A 15,465-nucleotide genomic window follows, 5' to 3' on the forward strand; every position below is an offset into this window, starting at 1 on the left:
CGGCGTTTCGGCGGGCCTCGCCCGGACCGCGTCCTCGCAAGGCCGAAAGCCTCGGTCGGACCCGGTGCCAGCCCTGTTCGGTGCTCCCGGGCTTTCGTCCCGTTTGCCCCGTTCCGCGCTGGCAGAGAGAAAGTTACGCGTCTGCGGGTTTGAACGTCAAATCGAGGGGTAGCGGCGCGCGTCACACCCGTCCACAGGCGCCCGCGATCAAGGAGTTCGCGTCCCGATCAGCGTCCCCACCGGACACAAACTCCTTGATCACCGGGGCGACGGCGGGGCGGAGGGCGAGGAGGGAGACGGGCGGCGGGCGGCCCGGTAGGCGCGGATGCCCAGGACTCCCACAGTCGTGCCGATGGCCAGGGAGGCGGCGATCAGCAGGGCGTGCACCCACAGGAAGCCGGTCGGGCTGCCCTCGCCGACGACGCCGGCCGACCAGGCGCGCTCGTCGTTCCAGATGGCGACCGCGAACCTCGGCCAGATCGCCCACGTCCAGACGCCGACGGCGACCAGGAACAGCGACCAACCACGTGACAGGACCATGGTCGGCCAGTATGCCAGCGCGCCGTCCGCCCAGGTCAGGCCAGCGGTCGGCGCAGCAGGCGTTTCCGTTCCCGCCGCCGGGGCACTGTTCTGTCGAGCCGATTCGACGGAGGTGCCACCGATGCAGCCGTTCAACCCGTGGACCTGGCGGGATCCGTCCGCCCTGGCCGGAGGGTACGACCAGACCCGGCCCGGAGACGTGCCGGAACAGCGCGCCGGCGAGGCGGACGACGGCCTGGACGCCCCCAGCCCGGGTACGCCGATCGACCTCACCGGCTACCGGGTGGAGGCAACGGACGGGCGGATCGGCTCCATCGACGAGGCGAGCGAGGACGCGGACGCGCGGTACCTGGTGGTGGACACCGGTCCGTGGATCTTCGGCAAGAAGGTGCTGCTGCCGGCCGGCACGGTGGCGCAGGTCGACCACCTGGACCGCGTCGTGCACGTGGACCGCACCCGGGAGCAGGTGAAGGAGTCGCCGGCGTTCGACAGGGACCACTTCGCGCACCCCGAGTACCGGGATCGGGTCGGCAGCTACTACACGGAGAGCTATCGACAGCAGTAAGCGCGGCAGGAGGCAGCGGCGCAGGCCGGTGAACGGTTACCGTGTCAGTCATGGTCCGGCCGCGCAGCTGCCTCCCGGAGACCCGCAGCGGTCTCCCGGGCCACGCTGTCGACGGCCGGGAGCAGATCCTCGACGTACTCCGTGCCGGCGGACTCCGTTTCCGCGCCGGCGGGCGATGGCGGCGCTCGTTCTGACGAGCCCGCTCCACCGACCTGGGTGACACCCGGGTCGCGTCTCCCCGCCAGCGAACGGCACGAAAGGCGTACGACCATGTCCTCTGCACGCATGCTCACCGGTGACCGCCCGACCGGGCGGCTGCACCTCGGCCACTACGTGGGCAGCATCGCCAACCGGGTGCGGCTGCACCAGCGCTACGAGAGCTTCTTCATCATCGCCGACCTGCACATGCTCACCACCCGCAACAGCCGCGCGGACATCGAGCAGGTCGCCCACAACGCCCGCGAGATGGTCACCGACATCCTCGCCGCCGGGGTGGAGCCGGAACGGGCGACGTTCTACCTCCAGTCCGCGATCCCCGAGGTCGGCGACCTGAACACGCTGTTCCAGAACCTCATCACTGTGCCCCGGCTGGAACGGGTGCCGTCGTTGAAGGAGATGACCCGGGACGCCGGCAAGGACGAGATGCCGTACGGCCTGCTCGGCTACCCGGTGCTCCAGGCCGCCGACATCCTCTGCGTCAAGGGCCAGGTCGTGCCGGTCGGAAAGGACAACGCCGCGCACGTCGAGGTGACCCGGGAGATCGCCCGCCGGTTCAACCACCTCTACGGCGAGGTCTTCCCGGTGCCCGACATGCTCATGTCGGAGACGCCCACGCTGGTCGGGACGGACGGCGCCGGGAAGATGAGCAAGAGCAAGGGGAACGCGATCGCGCTCTCCGACGACGCGGCGACGGTGCGCCGCAAGGTGATGGGGATGTACACCGACCCGAATCGGGTCCGCGCCGACGTGCCCGGCACCGTCGAGGGGAACCCGGTCTTCGAGTACCACGACATCTTCAATCCGGACCGGGCGCAGGTGGCCGACCTCAAGGCCCGCTACCGGGCCGGCCGGGTCGGTGATGTGGAGGTCAAGGAGGCGCTGGCGACGGCGCTCAACCGGTTCCTGGACCCGATCCGGGAGCGCCGGGCCCGCTTCGAGGCGCAGCCCGGCCTGGTCGACGAGCTGATCGTCACCGGCACTGAGCGGACCCGCGAGCAGGTGCGCCGCACGCTCGTCGAGGTCCGCCGGGCGATGGGCCTGAGCAGCGCGTACACCCAGGTGCGGCGCAGGGCCGAGCGCTACCGCAAGGCCGTCGCCACCTCGGCCTGACCACGAGCCGGTCCGGGGTACGCGCTTGCGCCGACCCCGGACCGGCCGGTTACGCTGCCGACATGGCCAGCTCGCACGCGTACCCGATGACGTCCTCCGACGTCCGGCTCGGCGCGCTGCGACGCCGGCGGTCCCGCGACCGCCTGCGCTGAGCCTTCCCCTCCTGCGACCGGCGGATCGAGCCGCCGGTCGTCATCGATCGTCCTCGCTCCGCCGCCGCGTTCCCGTCAGGTGATCCGCGCGGCGGATCCACAGCGAGATCGGCGTACTCATGGATCTTGAAAGGTTGCTCACCGACCGGCTGGCGCCGGCGTTCGCGGCGGTGGCCGGCGTGCCGGTGGACCCGGCCGTGCGGCGCTCGCAGCACGCGGACTTCCAGTCCGACGCGGCGTTGGGCCTGGCCCGGCGGCTCGGCCGGCCGCCGCGGGAGATCGCCGCGGAGGTACGGGAGCGCGCCGCGCTGGCCGACGTCTGCGCGGCGGTCGAGGTGTCCGGTCCGGGTTTCCTGAACCTGACGGTGGCCGGGCACGCGCTCGGCGGGCTGGTGTCCGCGCTGGCCGCCGACCCGCGGCTCGGCGTGCCAGTGGTGGCCGAGCCGGAGACGGTGGTGGTCGACTACTCGGGGCCGAACGTGGCGAAGGAGATGCACGTCGGGCACCTGCGGTCGACTGTGATCGGGGACGCGGCGGCGCGGACGCTGGAGTGGCTCGGGCACCGGGTGCTGCGCGCCAACCACCTCGGTGACTGGGGCACACCGTTCGGCATGCTGATCGAGCACCTGCTCGACCTGGGCGAGGCCGGTGCGGCGCAGGAGCTGTCCATGGGTGACCTGGACGGGTTCTACAAGGCGGCGCGGGAGAAGTTCGACGACGACGAGGCGTTCCGGGAGCGGTCGCGGCAGCGGGTGGTGGCGTTGCAGGGCGGTGACCCGGCGACGCTGCGGCTGTGGCGGTTGCTGGTGACCCAGTCGGAGGGCTACTTCCTGACCGTGTACGACCTGCTCGACGTGACCCTGACCGGCGACGACTTCCGGGGCGAGAGCAGCTACCACGACCAGCTCGCGCCGACTGTCGAGGAGTTGGACCGGCTCGGGCTGCTGCGGCGCAGCGACGGCGCGGACTGCGTGTTCCCGCCCGGGTCGGTGGGCCGTGACGGCGAGCCGTTGCCGCTGATCGTGCGCAAGTCCGACGGCGGGTACGGCTACCCGGCCACCGATCTGGCCGCGCTGCGGCACCGGACCGGCGCGCTCGGCGCGACCCGGCTGCTCTACGTGGTCGGGCTTCCGCAGCGGCGGCACTTCGAGATGGTGTTCGCGGTCGCCGCGCAGGCCGGCTGGCTCACCGCACCGGCGCGGGCCGAGCACGTCGGGTTCGGCTCGATCCTCGGCCCGGACGGGCGGATGCTGCGCAGCCGGGCCGGCGGGTCGGTGAAGCTGGCCGGGCTGCTCACCGAGGCGGTCCAGCGGGCCACCGCGCTGGCCCGGGAGCGCAATCCGGAGCTGGGCGAGTCGGAGGCCGCCGAGGTGGGGCGCGCGGTGGGCGTCGGCGCGATCAAGTACGCCGACCTGTCCGGGGACCGGCACAAGGACTACGTGCTGGACTGGGAGCGGATGCTGTCGCTGGACGGGAACACCGCGCCGTACCTCCAGTACGCGTACTCCCGGGTCCGGTCGATCTTCCGGCGGGCCGGCGCGGCGGCGCGGCCGGACGCGGAGGTCTCGCTCGCCGAGCCGGCCGAGCGGGCGCTCGCCATGGAGCTGGTCGGCTTCGCCGCGGTGGTCGAGGAGGTGGCGGGTGGGTTGGAGTTCCACCGGCTGACCGCCTACCTGCACCGGCTGGCGGTCGCGTTCAGCGCGTTCTACGAGCGCTGCCCGGTGCTGCGGGCCGAGGGGCCAGTGCGGGAGAGCCGGCTCGTGTTGTGCGACCTGACCGGGCGGGTGCTGCGGCAGGGCCTGAACCTGCTCGGCATCCGTACCCCGGAACGGCTGTGAGGCCGAGGGGTCACCGGCAATCCATGCAGCGGCTAGCGTGACGCATCGATCGAACGCAAGGGAGGCGACCATGGCGGATCGGCGCGCGGTACTCGCACCGGGACAGGGCTACGACACCCGGGGACCGCTCTTCGTCTACATCGGGGAGGCGCTGCGCCGGCTCGGTTTCGAGGTGCACGAGGTGACCTGGCGGTCGCTGGGCGAGCTGCGGCTCGACAGCGCGCCGGAGTGGGTCGCCGAGCAGCTGGATCCGGTTCTCGACGCCGGGGTGGATCTGCTCGTGGGCAAGTCGCTCGGCAGTTTCGCCGCGCCGCTCGCCGCCGACCGGGGCATCCCGGCGGTGTGGCTGACGCCGCTGCTGACCGACCCCGCGGTACGGGAGCCGCTGGGCCGGGCCACCGCGCCATTCCTGCTGGCCGGCGGCACCGGCGACCGGTTCTGGGACGGTGCGGTGGCGCGCCGGCTGACCCCGTACGTGGTGGAGGTCGCCGACGCCGACCACTCGATGATGGTGCCCGGGCCGCTGGCGGCCTCGGCCGAGGCGCTCGGGCGGGTCTGCACGGCGGTGGAGGAGTTCGCCGCCGGCCGCTGACGGGTCAGCGGCGACTCCGCCGCGTCCACACCACCGCCACCACTGCCGCGATGAGCGGCAGTAGGCAGCAGAGCGTCAGGACGAACAGGTGCCACGGCTTGATCGCTCCCATGGGGCGAACGATAGGCGTCGCTGTCCACAGCCGCTACGCGGAGGCTCGGGCGGCCTTGCCGTCCAGCCACAGCGTGTCGCTGTCGTCGCGGTGGGAGCCGGTGGAGCCGACGTGCTTGGCGCTGATCCTCGGCCCGTTCTTGATCACGTGAATCAGAGCCATCGCGTGTCCCCGGCCGAGGCCGTACTCGTCCTTCAGCCAGGCCACGATCACGCCCGCCTTGACGTCGGCCGCGTCGTAGCCGCGCTCCTTGGCCTCGTCGACCAGGACGCGCGGGGTCTTGCCGGTCTTGTCCTCGATCGCGTCGAGGTACGCCTGGAAGGACATCTGCCCAACCCTTCGCTCGGGAGGTGGTGACGACCTCCACACTCCCGGGCGGGACGGTGCCGATCAACGACTGACCGGGCCACCGTCGTTGCCTCCAGGGCAACGATCGCCGTCGGGCGAGAGGCCGGAGAGCCCGGCCCGCGTGGTCGCGGGGCCGGGCTCTCCGGATCTCGGGGTACGCGCTCAGCGCTGGAGGGTGAGTAGTCCGGGTCGGTAGGGCAGGAGGCCGTAGTCGCCGCCGGAGTTGGGGGAGCGGCCTTGGTAGAGCAGTTGGAGGTTGCAGGGGTCGACGGTGAAGGTCTGGTCGGCGGTGGTGCGGATGAGTTCGCCGTGGCTGATGTCGTTGGTCCAGGTGGCGCCGCTGTTGGCCTTGCCGGCGAACGGGTTGGACTCGGTGGCCGCCTGCGGCGTCCACGCCCCGTTGAGGCTGGTGGCGGTGAAGGAGCGGAAGTAGCGGCCCTGGGAGCCGATCGCCTCGACGATCATCAGGTAGCGGGTCTGGCCCTGGAGCTTGTAGACCTGCACGGCTTCGAACAGGTTGTTCGTCGAGTCCGACATGATGGTGGTGTAGGTGGAGCCGAAGCTGCCGGGGAAGTTGCCCAGGGGCATGCTGGAGCGGTAGATCTTGCCGTTGTCACCGGCGAAGAACAGGTACATGTTCTGGTCGTCGGCGATCAGGGTCTGGTCGATCGGGCCGGTGCCGGAACCGGAGATGCTGCCGGTGAACAGCGGCTGCGCCGACGACCACCCGTTCGGGTTCGTCGGGTCGTTCGAGGTGCGGTAGGAGAACGCGGTCGGTCCCCACTGGTAGGCCAGCACCCAGATGTTGCGCGGCGCGAAGTAGAACAACGTCGGCGCCACAGTCCCCGACGACATCGCGTTCTGCGACGCGGAGGCCATCTGCGACCAGTTCGAGAACAGGCCGAAGTTCATCGACCCCCACGACGAGCCGGTGTCGTGCGTCGTCGCGTACACCAGATGCTGCCCGTTGTACGGCACCACAGTGAAGTCCTTCAACGACACCCAGCCCGAGCGCGGCTGCGCCAACGCGCCCGTCGACGACCACCGGTACGACGACGGCAGGTTGCACGTGCCACCCGGCGGCGGGGTCGTCGGAGGCGGCGTGGTGGGGTTGCCGCCGCCACCGTCCACCCGTACGAGCTGCCACTGCTGGTTGGCGCCGTTCCAGTCGTCGTACTGGACGATGTTTCCGCCGTCGGCGGTCGAGGCGCCCTGCACCTCCACCACCTTGTTGCTGTGGCGGCTGATCAGCCGGACGTAGCCGCTGTCGGAGTCGGCCAGCCGGAACTGCTGGTTGGTCCCGTTGAGGTCGGACCACTGCACGATGCTGCCGCCGTTGGCGGTCGACCAGTTGTAGACGTCGAGCACCTTGCCGGACAGCCGGGACTTCAGCCGGTAGTAGCCGCCGCCGGAGTCGACGAACTGCCACTGCTGCTGGTTGCCGTTGTTGCGCGACCACTGCACGATCCGCGCGCCGTCGTTGGTGGCCAGGTTGTAGACGTCGAGCGCCTTGCCGCTGTTGCGGTTCACAAGGACGTACCAGGCGTTCGTGTCGACGCTCGCGGCGGCGGCGGGCGCGGACACGACCGCCACGGCGCCGGCGCCGACGAGTACCGCGGCCGCACCCGTCGCGACGACGCGCGGCAGCCATCCGCGCCGTCGTGGCGGCGACACAGTCGATGGGGACCTACCGAAAGCGAACATGTTCCTCCTTCAGATCAGACATGTTGTGAGCGCTAACAATTCGTCGAAGCGCACTGATCCCACACCCGGCCTGCCACGTGGCCATCCGCGCCCGCCCGGTGAGCCGCCGAAGGCGCCGCCCTGTGCCATCGACTGTGAGCGATAACACGTCGTTCGTCAAGTCGTAACAGTCGATGGACGACGGGCGCGTGACGCCGTGGGGCCATGTCAGCTTCTCGACCCAGCACTACCGCCGCCCTCAGCGCGGCCCGACAGTGCACACGGCTGGAGGGGTGGTGGGGGAGTTGGGGCAGCCGGCGAACGAATCCGTCATGATCCGGGACTGGTTCAGCGTGCCGCGGGTGTCCGCCGAGGACCGGGCCGCGGTCTTCGGCGCACGCACCCAGGATCCACGGGTGGAGTTCGTCGCGCTGACGGTCAAGTACTGGATGGACGCACACGCCACGCGGTCGATGACCCGCGAGCGGGTGCTGGCCGCGATGACCGGCCGCATCACCCCGGACAACGTCTGGGACCTGGTCTCGATGCTCGCGAAGCTCCGGCTGGCCGAGGCGTTCTTCGACCTGGCCGCCTCCGACGTCGACTCCGACGGCGCGTTCCGCCACTACCTGCTCGGCCTCGATCCGGCGCTGCTCGACGCGATGCGGCACTACGCGGCCTGGAACGGGATCAACCCGAAGCTGTTCCTGGACGGCTTCGCCGTCGGCGTCGGGGAGTCCGTCGCGACGGTGGTGGTCGACCTCGGCAAGCTCGTGCAGTTGATCGGCCGGCTCCAGCAGGAGCAGTTCACCACGCTCATCGTGCTCACAGTCGACCCGCGCGCCGGTGTGCAGCGTCTCGCCGACCAGGCCACAGTCGTACGCCAGGCGCTGGCCGGCATCGTCGCCGCGCTGGACCCGACGACGGTTCCGGAACGGCTGCTGGCGCTGTGGCGCGGCTGGGCCGCCCAGTTCGCCCGGCACCTGGACGACCTCGACCCGTTCGCCGCCGGCCGCCTGCTCGGCCGCGTCGCCGGCGACCTCTACCAGGTGCTCACCGGTCTGGTGCATCTCGCCCGGCTGCTCGGCGGCGTCGCGGTGCGCGCCGCCGTCCGGTATGTACCGCTGCTGCTCGCGGGCGCCCGGGAGGCGCGCCTGCTGACCGCGCAGACGGCCGCGCTGCTGGTGGCGATCGGCCGGGCGGCGATCGTCGCCACGCCTCAGGTGGGCCTCGCGATGCTGCGGACGCTCTTCCCCCCGAAGGTGCTCGACGCGCTGTTCCGGCAGGGCCGGGCGCTGCTCGTCGACGCCGAACTCACACTGACCGTGTTCAACCAGGCGGCGCACGCCGAGGCGTTCGCAGGCGCCGGTGCGGGCACCCGGCTCGGCGCGCTGGTGAGCCTCGACGGCCGGCCCGTGCTGATGGCGAGCATGTCGGAGACGGTTTCGTCGGCCGGCCGCGCCGCGACCCGCGCCGAGCTGACCGAGGCGCTCGACGAGATCATCAAGCGGGTCGAGGACCTGCGCGAGCTGAAACCGCCGAAGACACCCCGGGACATCCGGGCCGCCGCCGTACGCGCCGCCATCGCCCGGCAACTGGAGCAGCGGCTGACCACCGCGTTCAACAGGGCACTCCAGACCGTCGCGTACGAGGAGTTCCGCGCGCTGCGCAAGGCCGGGCAGGCGCAACCGTGGCGGCTCGGCCAGCAGGTGCACCGGCGGATGGCGGCCGAGGTCACGCAGCTCGTCGGCCGGTCGCCCGGCCTGGAGCCGTTCGCGGAGAAGTCGCTGGCGACAGTGGTCGAGGCGGTCCGCGCGGCCCACCCGGAGCTGGCGCCCGCGCTGCGCGGCTCCGAGGCGGTGCTGCGCCAGACGGTCGCGCAGATGCTGCTCGGCCACCCGGACCGGGATCTGCTGCTGCGGCTCGTCGGGTTCACCGGCAACCCGGCCGCGACCGGCGCGGAGAAGGCGCTCGCCACCCACCTCGCCGAACGGTTCCGGTGGAAGGCATCCACCACGGTCGGTGACCTCCGCTCCGACCTGCTGCTCGTCGACCCCGAGGCGGCCCGCGTCACGAACGTCGACTGGACGTCCTCGACGAAGCTGGAGCGCTTCGAGAAGACCTGGGGAACCGTCGCCGACGACCTCGGGGAGACGTTCGACGGTCGCTGGGAGGCGATCGCGGAGGCGTACCAGCGAGCCGCGAAGGGCGGCGTCCCGGCGGAGGTCGTCGCCGGCCTCGAAGAGCTGACCACGCACGCCGTACGCGAGACGGTCCTCCGTCAGGCCGCCCTCAGCCAGTTGTTCCCCGGATTCTTCGTCACCTCGCACGAGATGACGTACCGAGGGCTGCAATCCCTGTTCGAACTGCCGCTGTAGAGGAGCACCGATGGGCAGAGTCGTCGTCGCCGACGCCGATCCGGCGACGCTTGGTTTCAGCACCGCGCATTCCGACCGGTACGTCTACTCCAACTACTTCGTACCGGTCCGGCTCACCTTCGGCGGTGGCGAGACGCCCATCCTGCCGTTCTACGTCAAGCAGGCGCTGATCGAGGCGATCCGCTACGGCGGGCTCGACGGCGACCGGCTGCCGCACCTGCTCAAGGAACTCGGCCTCTACGACCTGTGGAAGGCCAACGAGATGGACGCCGCCACCGAGGCGCTGCCCGGCGCCGACTCGGGCATGTCGTACCGGGAGCCGCCGGCGCGACGCCAGACGCTCCTCGGCGACCAGCAGGCGGAGTTCCTCGCCGGCCTGCTCCAGTCCGACGTGGGCATCGCGTTCCTCGACCGCACCCGGATCCGGCCGGTGGGCTTCGCGCTCGGCGAGCACGTCTACGCGCTGGCGCTCGCCCCCGGCGAGGAGGCGGTGCTGGAGCAGCGCACCTACACCAAGCGCGAGCTGACCCTGGAGGAGCAGAACGAGTCGGAACAGCAGACCGACGTCGAGCTGACCAGCGCGCTCACCACCGAACTCCAGGAGGGCTTCGAGCGGCAGAAGTCGCTCACCGACACCTGGGGGCTCAACGCGAGCCACACCGGCCAGTACACCAGCCCGACCGGCGTCTGGGGCACCTTCAACGCCAGCCACACGATCGGCTTCGCCAGCAGCGTCACCGCGGCGAGCCAGGAGACGAGCCGCCGCGCGGTCAAGGACAGCCGGACCGCCACCTCGAAGGTCGCGGCGCGCTACCGCACCCAGCACAGGACCGATTTCAAGCTGGTCAGCGAGACCGGTACGGAGTCCTCCTCGAAGCGCACCGTCCGCAACCCGAACCGGGCCACGCCGATCACGCTGCACTACTTCAAGGTGCTGCAACGGCTGGAGCTGGCCCACGAGCGGTACGGGGCACGGGTCTGCTGGGCCCCGACGATCAAGGATCCGGCGTTCGCCTTCGCCCAGAAGATCATCGGCGGACGGCAGCGGATCCGCGACAACGCGGTCGCCGCGCTGCCCCCGGCGCCGGTGAAGCCGGAGCGCCCGCCGCGTGGCGCGCCCGCCGCGGTGGAGACGCGCGTCGTGTACTCCCCCGTGGTCACGCTCGACAAGTGGGGATTCACCGGCGACATGAGCGCCGACTACGACGTCGACGTCGCGTTCGACGCCGGCTGGGAGTGGGACGGCGACATCGACACGATCCGGCAGAACCTCACGCTGATCACCCGCCGTCCGCCGGACGCGATCGCCGCCCGGGTGGTGGGCGTGCCGGTGGTCACCGAGGCGGACGGCCGGCCCGTGCTGCGCGTACGCGTGCACGTCGGCGCCCGGAGCTGGCTGGCGGGTCCGGGTGCCGACGTGCAGCTCGCCGCCGGATTCCGGCGTACCCCGACGGTGGTGGACCAGACCGCCGACGACGCGGCGTACAACGCGCTCGTCGCGGGCTACCTGACCGATCTCCAGGAGTGGCAGGACCGGCGCGACGAGGCGCTTGCCGCGGCGGAGACGGCCGGGGACGAGTTCGAGGCGCGGCTGCGGGCCGGCTTCTCGCCGGTGAACGAGATGGTCTCGCAGATCGTGGAGACGCACTTCCCGGCCAGCGTGCGGGACGAGGCGTGGGAGATCGACTTCTGGCACCGCGTCTTCGACTGGGAGCGCGCGTCGTTCGTGGCGTACCCCGGCTGGTGGTCCGGCGGCGACGCCCGCGCCCCGGAGCGCGACCCCGGCGACTTCGTCAACGCGAGCTGGGCGAAGCTCTACCTGCCGGTACGGGCCGGCATGGAGCTGACCGCGCTGCGGTGGATCTTCGGCAAGGTGGTGGCGACCAGCCTGGCGCCCCAGGTGGAGCACGAGCTGGCGGCGTTCGTGGACGAGCTGACGACGTACCGGACCGGCCACCTCGGCACCGGCGACGAGATGCCCGAGCTGACCACCGAGTGCCAGGACGTGCCGGAGCGGGTGTACTGCCTGGCGAAGTGGACCGAGTTGATGCCCACCGACGGCACCCACCTGGAGGTGGTGCAGGGCGCCACGACAGCGGCCGACGCGGTGACCGCCAAGGAGATCAGCGACGCGGAGGCGCTGCGGGCCGCGCTGCTCGACGGCGAGGTGCAGACCAACCGGCTCCGGACCAAGGCGTACGACCAGATGACCGAACCGGCCGACGTCGACATCCGCCTCGGCACGCCGTCCGGGAGCGGCCCGGCCGTCTGAGCGCCGGAGACAGTGGTCGTCCACCTCGAGCACGCGTCGAGGTGGACGATTTCTGTAAAAGTATGGACTTTGGAATCATGTCGGATGGGCAAAAAGGGGCATAATATTGATCCCCCAGGTCGCTCCCTCGACGGCACAGCAGCCGCCGGTCGCGCAACCGTCCAAAATGCACTGCTTCCCACCGGTGGGTCGATAGCGCCCGGCTCACAGAGCCTTTATTTTGAGCCGTTGCTTGTTGTTCCCCGCCTGGCGTGTGCACGAACCTAAGGAAGACTCATGACAACCGCACCCTTGCGCCAGGATGAGCCCCCGGTCTCGCTGGGCAGGGTCCGCGCGGAGCCGCTCGACCGGCTCTCCGCCGCGGACATCTCCCCCATCGTGCGCCGGGTGATGGCGGCTCACCTCGATCAGACCCGGATCCCGGCGGCGAAGTTCTCGTCGTTCATCTGATCCGCGATGGCCCCGGGGCCCGCCCGCGCGGCGCTCACCGAGTTCGTCCTCAAGGTGCACGCCAGGTGTGACCTGGCGTGCGACCACTGCTACGTCTACGAACACGCCGACCAGAGCTGGCGGCGCCGCCCGGTACGGATGACGCCGGAGGTGCTCCGGACCGCGGCCGGGCGGATCGCCGAACACGCCGCGGCCCACGACCTGCCGGACGTCACGGTGATCCTGCACGGCGGGGAACCACTGCTGCTCGGCGCCGAGCGGCTCGACGAGGTGCTCGCGGACCTCCGGCGGGTCATCGCCCCGGTCACCCGGCTCCGGCTCGGCATGCAGACCAACGGCGTACTGCTCTCCGAGCAGCTCTGCGACCTGCTCGCCGAACACGATGTCGCGGTCGGCGTCTCGCTCGACGGCGACCGTGCCGCCAACGACAGGCACCGGCGCTTCCGGTCCGGCGCCGGCAGCTACGACCAGGTGCTCCGCGCCCTCGGCCTGCTGCGCCGCCCGGCGTACCGGCGGATCTACTCGGGCCTGCTGTGCACGGTGGACGTGCGCAACGACCCGATCGCGGTGTACGAATCGCTGCTCGCCCAGGAGCCACCGCGGATCGACTTCCTGCTCCCGCACGCCACCTGGGACGACCCGCCGTGGCGGCCGGCCGGCGGCGGCACCGCGTACGCGGGCTGGCTGCGCGCCGTCTACGACCGCTGGCTGGCGGACGGCCGACCGGTCTCCGTCCGCCTCTTCGACTCGCTGCTGTCCACCGCCGCGGGCGGACCCAGCGGCACCGAGTGGCTCGGTCTCGACCCGGTCGACCTGGCGGTCGTCGAGACGGACGGCGAGTGGGAGCAGGCGGACTCGCTCAAGACCGCGTACGACGGCGCGCCGGCCACCGGCATGACCGTCTTCTCGCACGCGGCCGACGACGTGGCGGCCAGCCCGCTCCTGGCCCGCCGCCGCTCCGGCCGGGCCGGGCTCAGCGACGAGTGCCGGCGGTGCCCGGTGGTCGACCAGTGCGGCGGCGGACTCTTCGCCCACCGGTACGGCGCCGGGCACTTCGATCATCCGAGTGTCTACTGCGCCGATCTGAAAGAGCTGATCGTGCACGTGAACGAGAACCCACCAGCACCCGTCCGGCTCGACGCCGGCCTGCCCGACGACTTCATCGACCGCCTCGCGGCACTGACCGGCGACCGGGTCGCCATCGGCCGGCTCGTGGAGGCACAGATCGCCATCGTCCGCGCGCTGCTCGCCGAAGTGGCCGACCGCCTGCCGGCCGGCGGGGCCGGAGCCGACGGCTGGGAGGCGCTGACCGCCCTCGACCGCAGCGCGCCGGAGTCCGTCGCCCGGATCGCGGCCCACCCGTACGTGCGGGCGTGGGCTGTCGACTGCCTCGCCGGCAGCGGCACCGGCGCCCGGCAGGGGCCTGACTACCTGAGCGCGCTCGCCGTCGCCGCCGCGCTCGACGCCGGCACCCCGGTACGCCTCGACGTGCCGGTGCGGTCCGGCCGCCTGCACCTGCCGACAGTGGGCACCGTGCTTCTGCCCGAGGTGGGCGACGGCGCCGCACGGGTCGAGACCGGCCCGGGTTCGCTACGGGTGGCCGCCGGGGACGTGACAGTGGCGATCCGTCCCGGAACGCCCGGGGACGCGCCCCGGTGGTGGCCGACCCGCGTACTCGCCGCGCCGGACGTGAGCGTCCTGCTGGAGGACGGCGACCCGCACCGCGACTGCCACCGGCTGCCCGCCGGTGACCGGCTCGACGACGCGGGCGCCGCGCGCTGGGCCGAGACGTTCGCGGCGGCGTGGCAGGTGATCCGGGACGAGGTGCCGGGCCACGCCGAGGAGTTGCGCGCCGGGCTGCGGGCCGTGGTGCCGCTGCGGCGCAGCGGCGCGGGTGTCAGCGAGGCGTCGACCGCGCGGCAGGCGTTCGGCGGTGTCGCGGCCACGGAGACCGACGCCGGATCGCTCGCGGTGCTGCTCGTGCACGAGTTCCAGCACAGCAAGATGAACGCGCTGCTGGACATCTGCGACCTGGTCGACGGCACGCGGCCGATCGACATCACAGTGGGCTGGCGGCCCGACCCGCGGCCCGCCGAGGCCGTCCTGCACGGCATCTACGCGCACGCGGCGGTGGCCGACATGTGGCGGATCCGGGCCGACCGTCAGGTCGACGGCGCGCAGGCGGTCTACCGCCGGTACCGCGACTGGACGGCCGAGGCGATCGGCGCGCTGCAACGGGCGGACGCGCTCACCCCGGCGGGCTCGCGGCTGGTCCGGCAGGTCGCGCGTTCGATGTCCGGGTGGCCGTCGTGACCGCCGCCCGGACCGCGTACCGGGCCGGCACGCTCGCCGCCGACCTGCGCGCGCTCGGGCTCGGCCCCGGTGACGTGGTGCTCGTACACTGCTCCCTGCGGGCGCTCGGGCCGGTGGACGGCGGGTCGGGCACCCTGGCTGCAGCGCTGCGGGCCGCCGTCGGTCCGTCCGGCACCGTCGTGGTCCCGGCGCAGACCCCTGACAACTCGGTGAGCAGCGCCGCGTACCGCGCCGCGACCGCCGGGCTGACCGACGAGGAACGCCTGGCGTACGAGGACCGGATGCCCGGCTTCGACCCGGCCGTCACGCCGTCGTTCGGGGTCGGCGCGTTCGCCGAGCACGTACGGCGGCTGCCCGGCGCGGTCCGCAGCCGGCACCCGCAGACGTCGTTCAGCGCGTGGGGGCCGCGGGCGGAGGAGCTGATGCGCGTCCACGACCTGGACTCCCACCTCGGGGAGCGGTCCCCGCTCGCCGCCCTGGAGGCGGCCGGCGCCCGGACGCTGCTGCTCGGTGTCGGCTATGCGACATGCACCGCGCTGCACCTCGCCGAGTACCGGTCACGCCGCCCGGCGCCGCGTCGTCCGTACCGCTGCTACGTGCTGCGCGACGGCCGCCGGGAACGGCTGGAATTCGAGGCTCCGCACCTGGATGCGGGCCCTTTTCCCGCGATCGGCGCGGAACTCGACCGGGCGGCGTTCACCCGGCACGGGACGGTAGGGGACGCACCGGCCCGGCTGCTGCCGATATCCGGTGCGGTACGCGTCGCGGTCGCCTGGATGGACGCCCACATCGGACGGTGAGCCTGGTAACCCGAGCGCAACCTCTCTACCCTGATCGATAGACGCCGTATCGTGTCGACTGGGGAGCAGCGCGTGATCATTACCGGTTGGGGG

The 15,465-nt window shown here is 71.9% G+C and carries 12 protein-coding genes; 9 read left to right on the top strand and 3 right to left on the bottom strand.

Annotated elements, in window-relative coordinates; all coding sequences use genetic code 11:
• Positions 1-258: 258 nt before the first annotated feature.
• Positions 259-540: an SCO4848 family membrane protein gene (locus MICAU_RS29865; RefSeq protein WP_013289083.1), complete on the bottom strand. Its 282-nt coding sequence runs from the start codon at positions 538-540 to the stop codon at positions 259-261.
• A 121-nt stretch (positions 541-661) separates the two neighbouring features.
• On the opposite strand from MICAU_RS29865, the gene MICAU_RS29870 reads away from it, so the two are divergent.
• The 4 genes from MICAU_RS29870 (at position 662) to MICAU_RS29885 (ending at position 5,016) form a co-directional block, all read left to right on the top strand.
• On the top strand, positions 662-1,105 hold the full coding sequence (locus MICAU_RS29870; protein WP_013289084.1) for a PRC-barrel domain-containing protein: 444 nt from the start codon (positions 662-664) through the stop codon (positions 1,103-1,105).
• A gap of 270 nt (positions 1,106-1,375) precedes the next feature.
• Positions 1,376-2,434 (top strand): tryptophan--tRNA ligase, encoded by a 1,059-nt coding sequence (gene trpS / locus MICAU_RS29875; protein WP_013289085.1) that lies wholly within the window; start codon positions 1,376-1,378, stop codon positions 2,432-2,434.
• 271 nt (positions 2,435-2,705) lie between these two features.
• Positions 2,706-4,424, top strand: a complete 1,719-nt coding sequence (argS, locus tag MICAU_RS29880; RefSeq protein ID WP_013289086.1) for an arginine--tRNA ligase — start codon at positions 2,706-2,708, stop codon at positions 4,422-4,424.
• A 70-nt stretch (positions 4,425-4,494) separates the two neighbouring features.
• Positions 4,495-5,016 carry an alpha/beta hydrolase gene (locus MICAU_RS29885; protein WP_013289087.1) on the top strand — a complete coding sequence of 174 codons (522 nt, stop codon included), beginning with the start codon at positions 4,495-4,497 and terminating at the stop codon, positions 5,014-5,016.
• A gap of 145 nt (positions 5,017-5,161) precedes the next feature.
• On the opposite strand, the gene MICAU_RS29890 is transcribed toward MICAU_RS29885, so the two are convergent.
• Together MICAU_RS29890 and MICAU_RS29895 are read right to left on the bottom strand one after the other, a co-directional pair.
• The gene (locus tag MICAU_RS29890; protein ID WP_013289088.1) at positions 5,162-5,455 is read right to left on the bottom strand and encodes a DUF4287 domain-containing protein; all 294 of its coding nucleotides are present in this window, start codon (positions 5,453-5,455) and stop codon (positions 5,162-5,164) included.
• Positions 5,456-5,638: 183 nt separating this feature from the next.
• The gene (locus MICAU_RS29895) at positions 5,639-7,180 is read right to left on the bottom strand and encodes a non-reducing end alpha-L-arabinofuranosidase family hydrolase (protein WP_013289089.1); all 1,542 of its coding nucleotides are present in this window, start codon (positions 7,178-7,180) and stop codon (positions 5,639-5,641) included.
• A 311-nt stretch (positions 7,181-7,491) separates the two neighbouring features.
• On the opposite strand from MICAU_RS29895, the gene MICAU_RS29900 reads away from it, so the two are divergent.
• From MICAU_RS29900 to MICAU_RS29915, 5 genes are all read left to right on the top strand, one after another.
• Positions 7,492-9,537: a hypothetical protein gene (locus MICAU_RS29900; protein WP_244879696.1), complete on the top strand. Its 2,046-nt coding sequence runs from the start codon at positions 7,492-7,494 to the stop codon at positions 9,535-9,537.
• 10 nt (positions 9,538-9,547) lie between these two features.
• Complete coding sequence (locus MICAU_RS29905) at positions 9,548-11,809, top strand: hypothetical protein (RefSeq protein WP_013289091.1); 2,262 nt, start codon at positions 9,548-9,550, stop codon at positions 11,807-11,809.
• Between the two features lie 276 nt (positions 11,810-12,085).
• Positions 12,086-12,259, top strand: a complete 174-nt coding sequence (locus MICAU_RS32815; RefSeq protein ID WP_013289092.1) for a hypothetical protein — start codon at positions 12,086-12,088, stop codon at positions 12,257-12,259.
• A gap of 6 nt (positions 12,260-12,265) precedes the next feature.
• Complete coding sequence (locus MICAU_RS29910) at positions 12,266-14,572, top strand: FxsB family cyclophane-forming radical SAM/SPASM peptide maturase (RefSeq protein WP_013289093.1); 2,307 nt, start codon at positions 12,266-12,268, stop codon at positions 14,570-14,572.
• A complete protein-coding gene (locus tag MICAU_RS29915) occupies positions 14,560-15,372 on the top strand; it encodes an AAC(3) family N-acetyltransferase (RefSeq protein ID WP_236619333.1) in 813 nt (270 codons plus the stop codon). Before MICAU_RS29910 ends, MICAU_RS29915 begins: the two co-directional genes overlap by 13 nt.
• Positions 15,373-15,465 lie beyond the last annotated feature (93 nt).

The organism is Micromonospora aurantiaca ATCC 27029 (assembly GCF_000145235.1).
Taxonomy (GTDB): Bacteria; Actinomycetota; Actinomycetes; order Mycobacteriales; family Micromonosporaceae; genus Micromonospora; species Micromonospora aurantiaca.

Excerpts from the sequence above, each read along its gene's own strand:
- MICAU_RS29865 (WP_013289083.1), bottom strand. The coding sequence starts at position 540 with ATGGTCCTGTCACGTGGTTGGTCGCTGTTCCTGGTCGCCGTCGGCGTC.
- MICAU_RS29870 (WP_013289084.1), top strand. The coding sequence starts at position 662 with ATGCAGCCGTTCAACCCGTGGACCTGGCGGGATCCGTCCGCCCTGGCC.
- trpS (WP_013289085.1), top strand. The coding sequence starts at position 1,376 with ATGTCCTCTGCACGCATGCTCACCGGTGACCGCCCGACCGGGCGGCTG.
- argS (WP_013289086.1), top strand. The coding sequence starts at position 2,706 with ATGGATCTTGAAAGGTTGCTCACCGACCGGCTGGCGCCGGCGTTCGCG.
- MICAU_RS29885 (WP_013289087.1), top strand. The coding sequence starts at position 4,495 with ATGGCGGATCGGCGCGCGGTACTCGCACCGGGACAGGGCTACGACACC.
- MICAU_RS29890 (WP_013289088.1), bottom strand. The coding sequence starts at position 5,455 with ATGTCCTTCCAGGCGTACCTCGACGCGATCGAGGACAAGACCGGCAAG.
- MICAU_RS29895 (WP_013289089.1), bottom strand. The coding sequence starts at position 7,180 with ATGTTCGCTTTCGGTAGGTCCCCATCGACTGTGTCGCCGCCACGACGG.
- MICAU_RS29900 (WP_244879696.1), top strand. The coding sequence starts at position 7,492 with ATGATCCGGGACTGGTTCAGCGTGCCGCGGGTGTCCGCCGAGGACCGG.
- MICAU_RS29905 (WP_013289091.1), top strand. The coding sequence starts at position 9,548 with ATGGGCAGAGTCGTCGTCGCCGACGCCGATCCGGCGACGCTTGGTTTC.
- MICAU_RS32815 (WP_013289092.1), top strand. The coding sequence starts at position 12,086 with ATGACAACCGCACCCTTGCGCCAGGATGAGCCCCCGGTCTCGCTGGGC.
- MICAU_RS29910 (WP_013289093.1), top strand. The coding sequence starts at position 12,266 with ATGGCCCCGGGGCCCGCCCGCGCGGCGCTCACCGAGTTCGTCCTCAAG.